This is a genomic window from Enterobacter sp. SA197, from assembly GCF_054131575.1.
In genome coordinates, this window is the sequence record NZ_CP096393.1 from 4,797,881 (window position 1) to 4,812,448 (window position 14,568).

Annotated in this window: 14 protein-coding genes; 9 read left to right on the top strand and 5 right to left on the bottom strand. The window is 55.1% G+C overall.

Going from position 1 to position 14,568, the window contains the following annotated elements; all coding sequences use genetic code 11:
- Positions 1-299 precede the first annotated feature (299 nt).
- On the bottom strand, positions 300-1,502 hold the full coding sequence (locus tag M1D91_RS22520; RefSeq protein ID WP_437434077.1) for an L-lactate MFS transporter: 1,203 nt from the start codon (positions 1,500-1,502) through the stop codon (positions 300-302).
- On the opposite strand from M1D91_RS22520, the gene M1D91_RS22525 reads away from it, so the two are divergent.
- The gene (locus M1D91_RS22525) at positions 1,501-1,659 is read left to right on the top strand and encodes a hypothetical protein (RefSeq protein WP_437434078.1); all 159 of its coding nucleotides are present in this window, start codon (positions 1,501-1,503) and stop codon (positions 1,657-1,659) included. The genes M1D91_RS22520 and M1D91_RS22525 overlap by 2 nt on opposite strands.
- A gap of 82 nt (positions 1,660-1,741) precedes the next feature.
- On the opposite strand, the gene M1D91_RS22530 is transcribed toward M1D91_RS22525, so the two are convergent.
- Entirely contained in the window at positions 1,742-2,431 is a 690-nt protein-coding gene (locus M1D91_RS22530) for an autotransporter domain-containing protein (protein WP_437434079.1), read from the bottom strand.
- Between the two features lie 158 nt (positions 2,432-2,589).
- Here M1D91_RS22530 and tag point away from each other — a divergent pair, with 158 nt between their 5' ends.
- Positions 2,590-3,171, top strand: coding sequence for a DNA-3-methyladenine glycosylase I (gene tag, locus M1D91_RS22535; RefSeq protein WP_437434080.1), 582 nt, complete (start codon positions 2,590-2,592; stop codon positions 3,169-3,171).
- Positions 3,149-3,595 carry an N-acetyltransferase gene (locus M1D91_RS22540; RefSeq protein ID WP_437434081.1) on the top strand — a complete coding sequence of 149 codons (447 nt, stop codon included), beginning with the start codon at positions 3,149-3,151 and terminating at the stop codon, positions 3,593-3,595. The genes tag and M1D91_RS22540 overlap by 23 nt, the downstream gene beginning before the upstream one ends.
- Here the strand turns inward: M1D91_RS22540 and M1D91_RS22545 are convergent.
- Positions 3,558-5,906, bottom strand: coding sequence for a molybdopterin guanine dinucleotide-containing S/N-oxide reductase (locus M1D91_RS22545; RefSeq protein ID WP_437434082.1), 2,349 nt, complete (start codon positions 5,904-5,906; stop codon positions 3,558-3,560). The two genes, M1D91_RS22540 and M1D91_RS22545, sit on opposite strands and share 38 nt — an antisense overlap.
- 195 nt (positions 5,907-6,101) lie before the next feature.
- Between M1D91_RS22545 and M1D91_RS22550 the strand changes: the two genes are divergently transcribed.
- The 5 genes from M1D91_RS22550 (at position 6,102) to ghrB (ending at position 11,369) form a co-directional block, all read left to right on the top strand.
- The gene (locus M1D91_RS22550; RefSeq protein ID WP_437434083.1) at positions 6,102-7,118 is read left to right on the top strand and encodes a LacI family DNA-binding transcriptional regulator; all 1,017 of its coding nucleotides are present in this window, start codon (positions 6,102-6,104) and stop codon (positions 7,116-7,118) included.
- 110 nt (positions 7,119-7,228) lie between these two features.
- Positions 7,229-7,978: a sugar phosphate isomerase/epimerase family protein gene (locus M1D91_RS22555; protein ID WP_437434084.1), complete on the top strand. Its 750-nt coding sequence runs from the start codon at positions 7,229-7,231 to the stop codon at positions 7,976-7,978.
- 4 nt (positions 7,979-7,982) lie between these two features.
- Positions 7,983-8,921 carry a sugar kinase gene (locus tag M1D91_RS22560; RefSeq protein WP_437434085.1) on the top strand — a complete coding sequence of 313 codons (939 nt, stop codon included), beginning with the start codon at positions 7,983-7,985 and terminating at the stop codon, positions 8,919-8,921.
- 166 nt (positions 8,922-9,087) lie between these two features.
- On the top strand, positions 9,088-10,374 hold the full coding sequence (locus tag M1D91_RS22565) for an MFS transporter (protein WP_437434086.1): 1,287 nt from the start codon (positions 9,088-9,090) through the stop codon (positions 10,372-10,374).
- A gap of 20 nt (positions 10,375-10,394) precedes the next feature.
- Positions 10,395-11,369: a glyoxylate/hydroxypyruvate reductase GhrB gene (ghrB, locus tag M1D91_RS22570; RefSeq protein WP_437434087.1), complete on the top strand. Its 975-nt coding sequence runs from the start codon at positions 10,395-10,397 to the stop codon at positions 11,367-11,369.
- Between the two features lie 57 nt (positions 11,370-11,426).
- On the opposite strand, the gene M1D91_RS22575 is transcribed toward ghrB, so the two are convergent.
- Positions 11,427-12,137, bottom strand: coding sequence for a DUF3053 domain-containing protein (locus M1D91_RS22575; RefSeq protein ID WP_437434088.1), 711 nt, complete (start codon positions 12,135-12,137; stop codon positions 11,427-11,429).
- 377 nt (positions 12,138-12,514) lie between these two features.
- Here M1D91_RS22575 and M1D91_RS22580 point away from each other — a divergent pair, with 377 nt between their 5' ends.
- A complete protein-coding gene (locus tag M1D91_RS22580) occupies positions 12,515-12,808 on the top strand; it encodes an HTH-type transcriptional regulator (protein WP_437434089.1) in 294 nt (97 codons plus the stop codon).
- Positions 12,809-12,851: 43 nt separating this feature from the next.
- On the opposite strand, the gene M1D91_RS22585 is transcribed toward M1D91_RS22580, so the two are convergent.
- Complete coding sequence (locus tag M1D91_RS22585; protein WP_437434090.1) at positions 12,852-14,474, bottom strand: ABC-F family ATP-binding cassette domain-containing protein; 1,623 nt, start codon at positions 14,472-14,474, stop codon at positions 12,852-12,854.
- Positions 14,475-14,568: the final 94 nt, after the last annotated feature.

Below are 14,568 nucleotides of genomic sequence, written 5' to 3' on the forward strand. Positions count from 1 at the left end.
ATACAACGCGGGAAGTTAATTGAGGAACTTCTTATGCGTGGCTAAGTAGACCACAAGGGCGGTAAAAAGTGTCTATCGGTAATGCGATCAGGTCATTTATTTACAAAAATATATGACCGACAGCAGATTATTCGCCATTTAAATCTTTAACAGCATCTCCTCGCTGACTTTTCTTCTCTTCATCGCTTCCCACGGGGCGGTTGCTTGCAGCGAAAATAGTGTCCAAAGCAAGTGCCTGACGCCGCGGCAGGCATAAAAAAGCCGCCAGCAGGAGCGGCGGCTTTTTTGCGGTTCAGCGATTATGCATGTGCATGTTTGTAGACGGTGCGCTGCGGCTGACGAATGGTGGTAGAAAGCGCCAGCGAGAGGATCAGCAGGATGAATATCACGCAGAAGGTCACATAAAAGCCACCGAACAGGGAAGCGATAATGGAGCCGCAAATACTGCCAATCCCGAAGCCCAGATAGATCACGCCATAGTTTTTCGCCAGATTGTTCAGGCCGAAAAATTCGCTGACCAGGGACGGGAACACGGTGATGGTGCCGCCAAAATTAAAGGCTACACAGGCAATCGCGGCAAAAAAGGTTGCAGCATTAAGTGGTGCGAAGAGCAGCGCTGCCATCCCGACCAGGGAAATGACCTGCCCGATAGTGATAACGCGGATACGCGCGATTTTGTCAGACAGGATACCCAGCACCAGACGCCCCGTCAGGTTAGCAATAGAGATCACGGTAACCGCGTTCGCCGCCGTTGCCGCATCAAGACGGACCATGCCCTGCGCGATATCTTTCGCCACGCCAATCACGTAAAGGCCACTCATACAGGCGGTCAGGAACATCACCGCCAGCATCCAGTACTGCGGTTTACGCATGGATTGCGCCAGGGTGAAGTCGTTTTCTACGACACCGTTGACCGACCCCACTTTCTGCTGGGGTGCATCGGTCATCAGCGTTGCGCCGAAAACAATCATGACCAGTACCATCATGCCCCAGATCATAAAGGTTTTTTCCAGGCCGACGGTTGCCAGCAGGTGGCTGTCGATAAATTTGAACCCCAGACTGCCCAGACCATATGAGCCAATAGAGAAGGCGGAAATCAGGCCCTTACGTTCCGGGAACCACTTCACGCAGTTAGAGAGGGTAAGCAAATAACCTGCGCCATCTGCCAGCCCGACCAGGATGCCCGCGCTCAGCCAGAGCATCATCAGATTACTGGAGTGAGCCGTCAGGAAAAAACCGATGCCCAGTAACACGCCGGAAGCCATCGTCACGCGTTTAACCCCAAAACGCTCCTGTAATTTACCCGCAACGGAGGATGAAATCGCAAGGCCAAGACTTAACAAGCCAAAGGAAAACGCCACCTGGCTGACCGGCTCGTCGAGCTTCTCCGCCAGCGCGCTATTGAACAGGCTCCAGGTGTAAACCGATCCCAATGCAAATTGCGTAATGATGGTGCCGACAAGGGTTAGCCAGCGAGTACGGTGAGAAGAAGGTGTTTTCATGGCAGTTGTCCTGCAGAAGAAAGTAAAGGAATTCACTGCCAACAACGATAACGAAGCGCACGCCATGCCAGGGCTAAAAAGGCATGAAATGCGGCGGAGAAGGAATGAAATGCATCTGAGAGGGAATGAATGGCACGACGAATTATCATTGCCATGAATTTATAATGTAAGTTAGCACGCACTATCAGCCTGAGGGGCGGCAGCATTGTTTAATATTTGTAAAACTGCGCGCTAAAGGATTAAAAGCGTGCGCTGACGCCCATGCTGTAAAGGTAATTTTGCCCGAGCATCCAGTTTTCTGATTGAGACATCGAGGCATAAGCCGCCAGATGCTGATTAAGCAGCATATCTGCCCCTAATGTAACATCCATCCAGTTACCATACTGGTTGGCGGCGGAGAGACGATTCAGGCCGGACTGAATTTTCCAGACATTTTCCCCAAACTGCTGGTTATAGCTGATTTGTGCCCAGGGACGTAGATCGCCAATTTGCGTATCGACACGCCACCCCAGAGAGCTGACGCTGGCATGCCAGAGCGGATCGCTGTAGTGGTTATTCACTACGCTGTCGCCAAACTCATTGTACGTTGAGGTAGCAGAACCGTCGTAATGCCAGGTCGCGACCGGTCCTGTGACCACCCCTTTCATCAGAGGAATATTCCAGCCCACGCTCAGGGTGCTGGTCGCATCCATAGGGGTGCTGTCCGGTAAATTGAACGTCATACCGGGGCTGTTTTGGGAGGAGCGAATTCGCTCTTCGAGGATATCGTCGTAACGTGGCTGGTGATCGCTGTCCCAGGTATAACGTTCCGCCATATTATTGTGCAGGTCAGGGGCGATATATTCTTGCTGCCAGGCAAATACCGAATGGCTAAAAAGCAGGCAAGCAGGTGCCACTGCCAGGAAACGGCCACTGTACTTTCTTTTCATTAACGCGACTCCAGAAGAGAGCCGAATTCGGCATAGTTGTTATCGTTTTATGAATAGTGTGGACGGGTAAAATCCCTTAATTAACTATTGTCTTTTTAACAGGTACGTCAAGGTTCACACTCATATTAGTTTGATCAAAATCAGCAACGGAGAAGGATATGCAACGCTGCGGCTGGGTAACTCAGGATCCCCTTTATCTCGCTTACCACGACACCGAGTGGGGGGTGCCACAACGGGACGGGCAAAAACTCTTTGAGATGATCTGCCTGGAAGGGCAGCAGGCGGGATTATCATGGATAACGGTGCTCAAAAAACGTGAAAACTACCGCAAATGCTTCTATCAGTTTGACCCGCACCGTGTTGCGGCAATGGGAGCTGATGATGTGGAACGGCTGATGCTGGACGCGGGGATCATCCGCCATCGCGGAAAAATCGAGGCCATCATAGGTAACGCACGCGCCTACCTTACGATGGAGCAAAACGGTGAGCCTTTTCGCGAATTTGTCTGGTCATTTGTTAACAATGAGCCTCAATTGACCACCGCCACCTCGCTCAGTGAATTACCGACCTCCACCTCAATGTCGGATGCTCTCTCCAAAGCGTTAAAAAAACGCGGCTTTAAGTTTGTCGGCACCACTATTTGTTACTCCTTTATGCAGGCCTGCGGTCTGGTGAACGACCATATTGCAGGCTGTATCTGCCACCCCGGAGGAAAGCATGATCCGCAAATGGCAAAATAGCGATCTCACCCCTCTTCTCACGCTGTGGCTGGAGAGCACCACCTTTGCACATCCTTTTATTGCCGAAACGTACTGGCTGGATAGCGTAAAGCTGGTACGCGAGGTCTATCTGCCGGGCGCGCAGACGTGGGTCTGGGAGGAGGATAGCAGGCCTGAAGGGTTTATCAGCATCATGGAGACGCAGTTTGTCGGTGCGCTTTTCGTCCGACCGTCGGCGCTCAGGCGCGGCATTGGAAAAGCGCTGCTTGAACATGTCAAACAGCGCTTTAGTGCCTTAAGCCTTGAGGTCTATCAGAAAAACGAAAGGGCGGTGAATTTCTATCATGCCCAGGGCTTTCGCATAGAAGACAGCGCCTGGCAGGATGATACCCAGTCCCCGACGTGGATCATGAACTGGCAGGCGGATCAAACGCCGTCAGCGTAAGCACAGGCCCGGTGTACTTCTCTAACCAGGCCAGGGCTGTATTTCCCGCGCAGCCATTCCCCAGCTTCGAGCTGGGGAGATCTTTCGTCAGTACGTTAACCGCACCGTTTTTACAAATTCCACCTTCGGCACGATCAAGGTCTGGCCATGCCCCCTGGTGAATACAGATAACACCAGGTTTAATGCCTTCACTTACCACCGCCCCCGCCAGCACCTGCCCACGCCGGTTCCAGACACGCACCAGATCGCCATCGGCAATTCCGCGCGCCTTCGCATCGCTGGGGTGTAACGTCACCGGCTCACGCCCCGCCACGGCATACTGCTCACGCAAAGAGGAGTAGTTCAGCTGGCTGTGCAGGCGGTGTGCCGGGTGGGCCGAGAGCACCTGGAGTTGTCCATCCTCGGCGTTGCCATGCCACTCATCTGGCTCAAGCCACATCGGATGTGGCGGGCAGTCAGCGTAGCCAAACCCGGCGATGCGCGCGGAGTAAATTTCAATTTTCCCACTGTCGGTTTTCAGTGGATGTGCCTGCGGGTCGCGGCGGAAATCAGCAAAACGGACAAAGGTCGCGTTCTGCGCGTTCTCAGGCATTTCAATAATGGCATTGTCTTCCCAGAACTGCGCAAAGGGTGGCAAGGTCACGCCCTGCGCCGCGCCGCGCTGCTCCGCTATCTTGTAGAAGGTTTCAAGCCACTGCAGATCCGTTTTCCCTTCGGTGAAGCGTTCGCGTCCGCCCGGCTCCCACAGTTCGCTGAGAGAAGCAAAGACCTCAAAGTCATCACGCGCTTCCCCCTGGGGGGCAACCACCCGTTTCATTGGCACCATGTGCTGGTTGCTGTAATCCCCGGTCATGGTCATATCGTTGCGTTCAAACGAGGTGGTGGCAGGCAACACGATGTCGGCATGTTTCGCCGCCGCCGTCCAGAAGCATTCGGAAATTACAATCAGCTCCGGCTTCTGCCAGGCACGGATCAGACGGTTGGTATCCTGATGATGGGTAAAGTTGGCGCCACCCGCCCACCAGATAAATTTAATATCCGGGAAATGTCGATCCATTCCGTTGTGCTGATAAAAAGCACCGGGCTTTTCCAGCGCTTCAATGATGCGCGCCACCGGGATTTTTTCGACCGCCTCAATGCCCCCTTTCACTGCCCCTTGCATAGAGGCCAGCACCGCCGCGCGCCGCGTGGGGTTGCCGCCATTGGCAAAGTGATAAGAAAGCCCAAACCCGGTTCCTGGCAGGCCAATCTGCCCCAGCATGGCGGCGAGCGTCACCAGCATCCAGTGTTTTTGCTCACCGAACTGCTGACGCTGCATGCCCCAGCCGGACATCAACATCGTCTTGTTTTCGTGGAAAAGTTTTGCCAGTTCGCGGATTTTCGCCGCTGAAATGCCGCAAATATCGGCCGCCCATTCGGCTGTTTTAGCAACCCCATCACTTCTGCCGGTCAGGTACTGCGCAAAGAGGGGGTAACCTTCAGTACAGCGATGCAGGAAGTCATCATCCTGCCAGCCGTTTTCCACCAGCGTATGGGCAATGCCCAGCATCATCGCAACGTCAGTACCCATATGCGGAGCCAGCCATTCAACGCTGTCGCCAAGAAAGTCGACGGTTTCCGATCGCATGGGATCAATGCAGATCAGCCGCTTACCGCTTTTACGCAGTGCTTCAAAATAGGGAATACCCTGCTCGTCGCTGGCGTTCCAGGCAATTTTCAGGGTGTTGAGCGGGTTGGCGCTCCAGAGCACGACCACCTCGGCGTGTTCCAGCACCAGGGGCCAGCTGGTCTGCTGCTGATAAACCTCATTTCCCCCGACCACGTAAGGCATGATCGCCTGCGCCGCCCCGGTGGAGTAATCCCCCAGATGGCCGGTGTAACCTCCTGCAAGGCTCATATAACGCTGCAGTAACGTAGCGGCTTTGTGCAACACGCCATTGGATCGCCAGCCGTAAGAACCGGCAAAAATCGACGCCGGGCCATGCTGCTCGCGGATGCGTTTATGCTGCTGATGAATCAGCCTGAGCGCGTCGTCCCAGGAGACACGGACAAACTCATCTTCCCCACGAATACCCTGCGGGCTCGCCGGGGAGGCCAGAAAACCTTTACGCACCATCGGGAAACGCACGCGGGTTTTGCTGTGAACCTGGTCACGCACCGCAGTTTGTAGTGAATTTGGATGGTCAGTCGGTAATGCGCCGCGTGAGGAAAATACCGTTTCGCCGTCAGTGTCGACCAGCATTGGCCCCCAGTGGGCAGCCGTCAGAATTGTTTGAACTACAGAGTTTGCCAAAGCGCGCTCCTGGTGCATGCAGGTGATGACCGCGTATATGCCGCAGTCTTATGAAGGATGAAAGTCGTGCTCTATCATCCACAGGCACGGGCAATTGGCAAAGAATTAAACGTCATGACGGTAACGCACATGGCGATAAGCGGGATTTCCTCCTTGCCTGCACCAATTTTCGCGCTATGGTGTGGTCACATTCTTCAGGCGAGGGAAGCATTCATGGCAAAAACGACGCGCCCGACCATCAGCGATGTCGCAAAAGCGGCGAAAACGGGCAAAACCAGTATTTCACGCTATCTGAACGGCGAAAAACACCTGCTGTCAGAGGCGCTGCTGGCGCGTATTGAAGCCGCGATTGCTGAACTCGACTATCGTCCAAGCCTGATGGCCCGCGGGCTAAAGCATGGGCGCACCCGCCTGATTGGTTTAATCATCGCCGACATCACGAATCCGTACTCAGTGCACGTACTGAGCGGCATCGAAGCCGCCTGTCGTGAAATGGGCTTCACGCCGCTGGTCTGTAATACCAACAATGAAATCAACCAGGAGCTGCACTACCTCGATTTGCTGCGAAGCTACCAGGTGGAAGGCATTGTGGTCAACGCCGTTGGCATGCGTGAAGAGGGGCTGAACCGCCTGCAACAATCCTCCCTGCCGATGGTGCTGATTGACCGTAAAATCCCCGATTTCGCCTGTGATGTGGTCGGACTGGATAACACCCAGGCGGCCACCACCGCCACCGAGCACCTGGTTGAACAGGGTTTTGAGGCGCTGCTGTTTCTGAGCGAGCCGCTGGGCACCGTCAATACCCGTCGCGAGCGGTTGTCTGCCTTTCGCGCTACGCTTGCCCGCTACCCCGGTGTGGTGGCCGAAAACGCCGAAGTGCCGCTACACGAAGCAGAACAGATGGATAACACCCTGCGCCAGTTTCACACCCGCTATCGCGGGATGCGCAAAGCGGTTATCTCTGCCAATGGTGCACTGACTCTGCAGGTCGCCCGTTCACTGAAACGTATTGGCCTGCACTGGGGCAGTGACATCGGTCTGCTTGGGTTCGATGAGCTGGAGTGGGCGGAGCTGGCAGGTGTTGGGATCACCACCTTAAAGCAGCCGACCTGGCAGATTGGCTATGCCGCCGTTGAACAGGTCGTGCAACGTATTGAGGGTAAAAGCGATACCGTGCGTGAGCGGGTATTTTCAGGCGAACTCATCGTCCGTGGCTCCACGGCACGATAATTAACCTTCGTGATGACGATCATAAATTCAACATAGTGACCTTTTCTTTGGAACCGGTTCCATCTAGCGTTAAAGGCAGATGCAGTCTTTAACTTTGAGGAAGCCGGAAGATGAAAAGAAAAATCATCGTGGTCACCGCCGCCTACGGCAACGAACAGATTCGCGCGCTCGGTGGGCAGCTTGCTGTTCTGCCGATCATCGCCGAAGCGGGCGCTGACGGCGTGGAAATTCGTCGTGAACTGCTGAGTCCGAAAGAGCTCAGCCACCTGGCCTCACTCTCCTTTGCTATCGAAGCCCATAACCTGCTGGCCTGTTACTCCGCACCCGAGCCATTGTGCCTGCAAGATGGCTCGCTGAACCCACGCCTCCCTGACCTGCTGGAAGAAGCCCGCACCCTGAAGGCGCAGTGGCTGAAAGTCTCGCTGGGCCACTACCAGCAAAAAGCAGCGCTCGAGCAGCTGTGCGACTGGCTGGAAGAGAGCGGTATGGCGCTGGTGGTGGAAAACGATCAGACCGAATGCGGACAGCTTGCCCCGATGCAGCGTTTTAAAGCCGCCTGCAGCGTACTCAAACTCCCGGTCACGCTGACGTTCGACACCGGTAACTGGCTATGGGTCGGCGATTCACCGGAAGAGGCTGCGCGCCAGCTTGCTCCTGCCGTGAGCTATATTCATGTTAAGGCCGCGGTGCCACATCAGGAAAAGTTTCGCGCAGTGGCCCCCGACAAGGCCGATGACCGCTGGCTCGCATTGCTGGATCAGCTGCCGCCCGATGCCCCACGCGGCATTGAGTTTCCGCTCGAAGGAGGCGACCTGACCGCCGTCACCCGCCACTACGTTAACCTGTTGCGTGAGGAGTAACGCCATGCACAACCCGCTTGATGTCATTACCATTGGCGAAGCCATGGCCATGTTCGTTGCCACCGACACCGGCGACCTGGCCGATGCCGAACACTTTGTGAAGCGCGTGGCGGGCGCAGAGCTGAATGTCGCTACCGGGCTGGCCCGCCTGGGCATGAACGTGAGCTGGGTAAGCCGCGTGGGTGATGACAGCTTTGGTCGTTTCGTCCTGAATTCGTTGAAAAAAGAGAAGATTGATGCCAGCGGCGTCACCGTGGATTGCCGCTTCGCAACCGGCTATCAGCTGAAATCGAAAGCCGAAAATGGAACCGATCCCATCGTGGAGTATTTCCGCAAAGGGTCTGCTGCAAGTCATCTCTCCACCGACGATTTTGATGCTGCCGTCTTCCTGCGGGCGCGTCATTTGCATCTGAGTGGCGTGGCGGCGGCACTCTCTTCCACCTCTTATGTCCTGCTGGAACATGCGGCAGCAACCATGAAAGCGCAGGGCAAAACGATTTCCTTTGATCCGAATCTGCGTCCGGTGCTGTGGAAAAGTGAAGCCGAGATGGTGGAGAAATTAAATCGCCTCGCCTTCCAGGCCGACTGGGTGCTGCCAGGGCTGAAAGAGGGGGTCATCCTCACCGGACAGCAAACGCCGGAGGGTATTGCTGATTTCTATCTTGAACGCGGCGTAAAAGCGGTGGTGATAAAAACCGGTCCGGACGGCGCCTGGTATAAAACCGCCAGCGGTGAACAGGGAGTGGTCGCACCGGTGAAGGTGGACAACGTGGTGGACACCGTAGGCGCGGGAGATGGGTTTGCCGTTGGCGTCATCAGCGCGCTGCTTGAAGGCAAAACGCTGCATCAGGCCGTAGAGCGCGGTAACAAAATTGGCGCTCTGGCCATCCAGGTACTGGGTGACAGCGAAGGGCTGCCCACGCGGGAACAACTGGGGGAATGACGCGTTTACACCCTCACCCTAACCCTCTCCCTCAAGGGAGAGGGAATGTTTTCCCCCTCGCCCCTCTGGGGAGAGGGCCGGGGTGAGGGGGACACCTACTCACCAAAAAACACTGCCACCCGACCCTACATCCGGCGGCACAAACCTCAACCATAGAGGCTCTCTTATGAAAAGCTCGACAAATGCAGCAAAACGCTGGCTTTACATTATGCCGATTGTTTTCATCACCTACAGTCTGGCCTACCTTGATCGCGCAAACTTCAGTTTCGCTTCCGCTGCCGGTATTAACGACGACCTGGGGATCACGAAAGGGGTCTCCTCGCTGTTAGGCGCCCTGTTCTTCCTCGGCTATTTCTTCTTCCAGATCCCCGGCGCGATTTATGCAGAGCGTCGCAGCGTCCGTAAGCTTATCTTCGTCTGCCTGATCCTCTGGGGAGGGTGCGCCTCTCTCACCGGGATGGTTAACAATATTCCTATGCTTGCCGCCATTCGTTTTATTCTTGGGGTGGTGGAAGCGGCGGTCATGCCAGCAATGCTGATTTACATCAGCAGCTGGTTTACCAAATCGGAACGCTCACGTGCCAACACCTTCCTGATCCTGGGTAACCCGGTCACCGTACTGTGGATGTCGGTGGTTTCCGGCTATCTGATTCAGGCGCTTGGCTGGCGTGAAATGTTCATTATCGAGGGGGTTCCGGCCATCATCTGGGCCTTCGCCTGGTGGATGCTGGTTCGTGATAAACCGGCGCAGGTAGGCTGGTTATCTGCCGATGAAAAGTCTGCGCTGCAGGCACAACTGGATCAGGAACAACAGGGTATTAAAGCAGTACGTAACTACGGTGAAGCCTTCCGCTCCCGTAACGTTATCCTGCTGTGTATGCAGTATTTTGCCTGGAGTATTGGTGTATACGGCTTCGTACTGTGGCTGCCGTCCATTCTGCGCAACGGTGGAACGAATCTCGGTATGGTGGAAGTGGGCTGGCTCTCCTCCGTCCCCTATCTGGCCGCGACCATTGCCATGATCCTTGCCTCATGGGCTTCTGACAAACTGCAAAACCGTAAGCTGTTTGTCTGGCCACTGTTGCTGATTGGCGGGCTGGCCTTTATCGGCTCCTGGGCCGTGGGCGCTGACCACTTCTGGGTTTCCTATACCCTGCTGGTGGTGGCAGGTGCTGCAATGTACGCCCCCTACGGCCCCTTCTTTGCCATCATCCCCGAGATGCTGCCGCGTAACGTGGCGGGCGGCGCAATGGCACTCATCAATAGTATGGGGGCGCTCGGTTCGTTCTTTGGCTCCTGGTTTGTCGGCTACCTCAATGGCGCCACCGGTAGCCCGTCTGCGTCGTACATTTTTATGGGGGTGGCGCTTTTTGCCTCTGTATGGCTTACTTTAATTGTTAAGCCCACTTCAGTTAGCGATAAAACGATTTCAACGGGCGCACGACACGCCTGAATCATCACGAGGGAGAATTCATGAAGCCGTCCATTATCCTGTACAAAGCATTGCCTGAAGATTTACAACGCCGTCTGGAAGAACATTTCACCCTCACGCAGGTACCGAACCTGCGTCCTGAAACCGTGGAACAGTACGCCGATGCGTTTGCGAATGCCGAGGGTTTGCTGGGTTCCAGTGAGAAGGTGGGAAGTGCGCTGCTGGAGAAGATGCCGAAGCTGCGTGCCGCCTCCACTATCTCTGTTGGCTATGACGCCTTCGATATGGACGCGCTGAATGCGAAAAAGATTGTGTTAATGCATACCCCGACCGTGCTGACCGAAACCGTGGCCGATACCATTATGGCGCTGGTGCTCAGCTCCGCTCGTCGGGTGGTGGAAGTGGCCGAGCGCGTGAAAAAGGGCGAATGGACCAAAGGCATTGGGCCGGATTGGTTTGGGGTCGATGTGCATCACAAAACGGTCGGTATTGTGGGCATGGGGCGTATTGGTCTGGCGGTGGCCCAGCGCGCCCACCTGGGTTTTGGCATGCCGGTTCTTTATCACGCACGCCGCCAGCATGAAGAGGCGGAAACCCGCTTTCAGGCGCGTTACTGCGATCTTGATACCCTGTTAAAAGAGTCTGATTTTGTGGTGCTGGTTCTGCCTTACACCGAAGAGACACACCACCTGATTAATGCAGAGAAGTTTGCCCTCATGAAATCGTCCGCCATCTTCGTCAACGCCGGGCGTGGTCCGGTGGTCGACGAAAATGCCCTGATCGAGGCACTGAAAGAGGGTGAAATTCATGCCGCCGGGCTGGATGTGTTTGAGAAAGAGCCCTTACCTGCTGACTCTCCGCTGCTCACGCTGCCAAATGTAGTCGCACTGCCGCACATTGGCTCCGCCACGCATGAAACGCGTTACGGTATGGCAGCCTGCGCCGTCGATAATCTCATTGATGCCCTTAGCGGCAACATTGAGAAGAACTGCGTGAATCCTGACGTAGCAAAATAATTACGCAGGCATAAAAAAAGAGGCGACAGGGTCGCCTCTTTTTTATTGTCGCAGCGCTTACTGCGTGGCGCTCACGGTGGCCGTCCATGCCTGGGTGAACGCCTGGTGCTGAGCAGCAAGCGGCCCAATCAGCGTGTTATACTGGCTCGCCTGCTGTGAGGTCGGGAACTGAATACCGTTTGCAACAAAGCTGACCTGCGTACCCTGTTGCGCAATGAAATCACCAACCTGCACAAGCTGCTGCGTGAAGATTTGCGCCGCCGGGATCAGCGGTTGCAGCGCGTTAGCCGGGTTGGTGACCACCTTCGAATATATTTTATCAAAGACAGGTTTGAGATCGTCTGCCTGTTTCAGCGCAGAGTGCGCGGCATCTGCCTGCATTTTTGCATTTTGCAGCTGCTGGCTCAGCACACCCAGAGAGCCATTGGCCTGACGCAGCGGTTCACGCTGAGTGACATAATCCTGCGGCACACGGATCGCGTTAACGCTATCCACAACCGGACGCAAACCTGAATCCATCGCCTGGTTCACCTGTTGGGAGTAACCATACAGGATTGCATAATCGGACACGAACGGACCAAATTGTTTTTTCTGGTCAGCCGTCAGCGCGGGAAGACGTTCGCTGCTGCGCATTGCGCTATTTTGCAGGAAATCGATAAACGCTTTGCGCTGATCGCCTTCTTTATCAAAGCACCCACTCAGTCCAACTACCATCAGTAACGCCGCAAGTGGCGCAAACCAGCGAGAACAGGACGTTCCTGTCGCCATTTTAAACTCCTTTAACCCATATAAAACAAAGACGGCACCCGCGTGCCCAACGCTGACAAGGATAGTCCAGGACGGCCTCAGAGGATACCCTTTTCCTTCTATTCTTATTGACGAAACCACTACAACATCGACGCGCAGAATATAGTCCTGGCTTATGCGACTTTTTGCTAACTATTTACAAAAAAATACGGACTTAACACAGATTGTTCTTAATCAAGTAATTAAGATGCAGCGAAACGTTTGAATATGCATTCTGAAGACATCAAAAGGTCCTTAGCCTGCAATATATCTCTGTTAAGACCCTCCACACGCTGTTTTACCGACTATTCTTACTCATGCTGTATCTCTATCCGCTGTGTGATTTTGAGGAGTTCTCAATGGAGAATAAAGATCCGATGTTTGAGCTGCTAAGCAGTCTGGAACAGATTGTTTTTAAAAAAGATGTAACGCAAGCGGTAACCCTTACCCAGAAGGCGAATACATTCAATGAATTGGAACAACTACGCCGTGGTACTGGGTTGAAGTTAGACGACTTTGCTCGTGCAATGGGAGTGACGGTAACGATGGTCCAGGAATGGGAATCGAAACGCGTACGTCCCTCAGCAACCGAGATGAAACTGATGCGCCTGATCCACTCGAACCCGACGCTCAGTAAGCAGTTGATGGAATAAAAGTAGTACGTCAGGGCCCCCGCGATGCCGGGGGTTTATGTTTTCAGTACCACGCCTCAAAGATAATTTCATCCCCTCGCCATTGCAGACAGTGTGTCAGTCTTAGCCCCTGAAGAAACGACTCATCATGTGAAACCACCATCAACGCCCCCGGAAAGGTCGCCAGCGCGCTTTCAATCGCCAGCGTCGAGGCGAGATCGAGATGGTTAGTCGGCTCATCCAGCAACAATAACTGCACAGCGTCGCGTCGCCAGAGTACGCAGGCCAGCGCGGCCTTCAATCGCTCACCGCCACTTAATGCCGCCAGGGGTAACGTGACTTTATCTGCCCCCAACTGCAACTGCGCCAGGCGCGTGCGCAACGCCCCTTCGGTAAGAGGCGTCTCTTCAGCACCCAGGTTTTCAAGTAAAGAGAGCGACAGATCCAGCCCCGTCAGATGCTGGTCAAGATAAGCCGTGGTCACGGGTACATGGCAGAAGCCTGAGAGGGGCGCTATTTCACCAGTGAGAACCTTCAGTAGCGTCGACTTACCGCAGCCGTTTGGCCCACGCAGCGCCACCCGTACCGGCCCTTCCATCCGCACGCTTAACGGGGCGAGCGGTGTAAACGGCAGAACAACCTCGTCCAGTACCAGCACCTGTTTCCCGTCGGCAACATGGGTGCCCGGCAGGGTAAAGAGCACCGGGGCCGCGTCCTCAACCCGCTCGCGGGCCAGGTTTACCGCAGCGCTGAGGGCATCGTTCTGCTCACGGTGTTGACGACGAACCGTGCCAGTACGCTCCTTTGCAGCACCTTTATATTTCACCCGTTCAAACGAGGCGATGTTCAGATTATCAACATTACGCAAGGTCTGCGCAGAGCGCCGCTGGCTGGCGTCATGCTCTTTTTGCAGACGAAGGCGGGTACGACGACGTTCGGTAGTGGCATGCTCCAGCGCCGCCTGAGCGGCCTGTTGCTCCGCACTGCGCTGGCGCTGATAGTCGGCATAGTTCCCGCCATAGCTGCGCAGCCCTGAAGGGGTAAGCTCAAGAATACGTGGCATCAGAGCCAACAGTTCACGATCGTGCGTGGCCACCAGAGTGCCGCCACGTCTGCGACTGAGCAGGCTACAGAGCCACTCACGTCCCTGGCGGTCGAGATGGTTTGTCGGTTCGTCCAACAGCAGATAATCCGGATCTTGCAGAAAGGCGGCACACAGTAACGCCCGTATTCGCTCGCCGCCGCTGAGCGTCAGGGCGGGGAGCCGGGCAGAGAAAGCGGGTAAGCCCGCCTCGATAAAAGCAGCCTCAAGACGCTCCTGCAGGTCCCAGAATCCGTCCATTTGCTCAAGGTCGCCGGGATGGTAATCGCCCTGCTCAATCCGTTCGCGGGCGGCAAAGAGAGCCTCATAGCCCAGCAGGCCGGCAAGGGTCGTCTCTGGCGTCACCCTCTGCTGCTGCGCAACATAGGCCAGTGAACCACTTCGCTCAATATGCCCATAAGCAGGCTTATCCAGGCCGGCGAGTAGCCGTAGCAGGCAGGTTTTGCCGCTACCGTTACGGCCAACAAGACCACATAGCTCAGCCTCAAGCGTGAGCGTTAACGGACCAAAAAGGGTGTCTCCTGTCGCAAACTGACAGGTAAGTTGGTGCAATATAAATGAGGGGGATTGGGCGCAATGAGCCATAAGCACTCCTGATTGAAATCAATACCTCCCTGCCCGCACTGAGTGCGTTGCAAGGCGTGAAATTCATCAGTCGTGTTTGTTCATTTTTGATGTG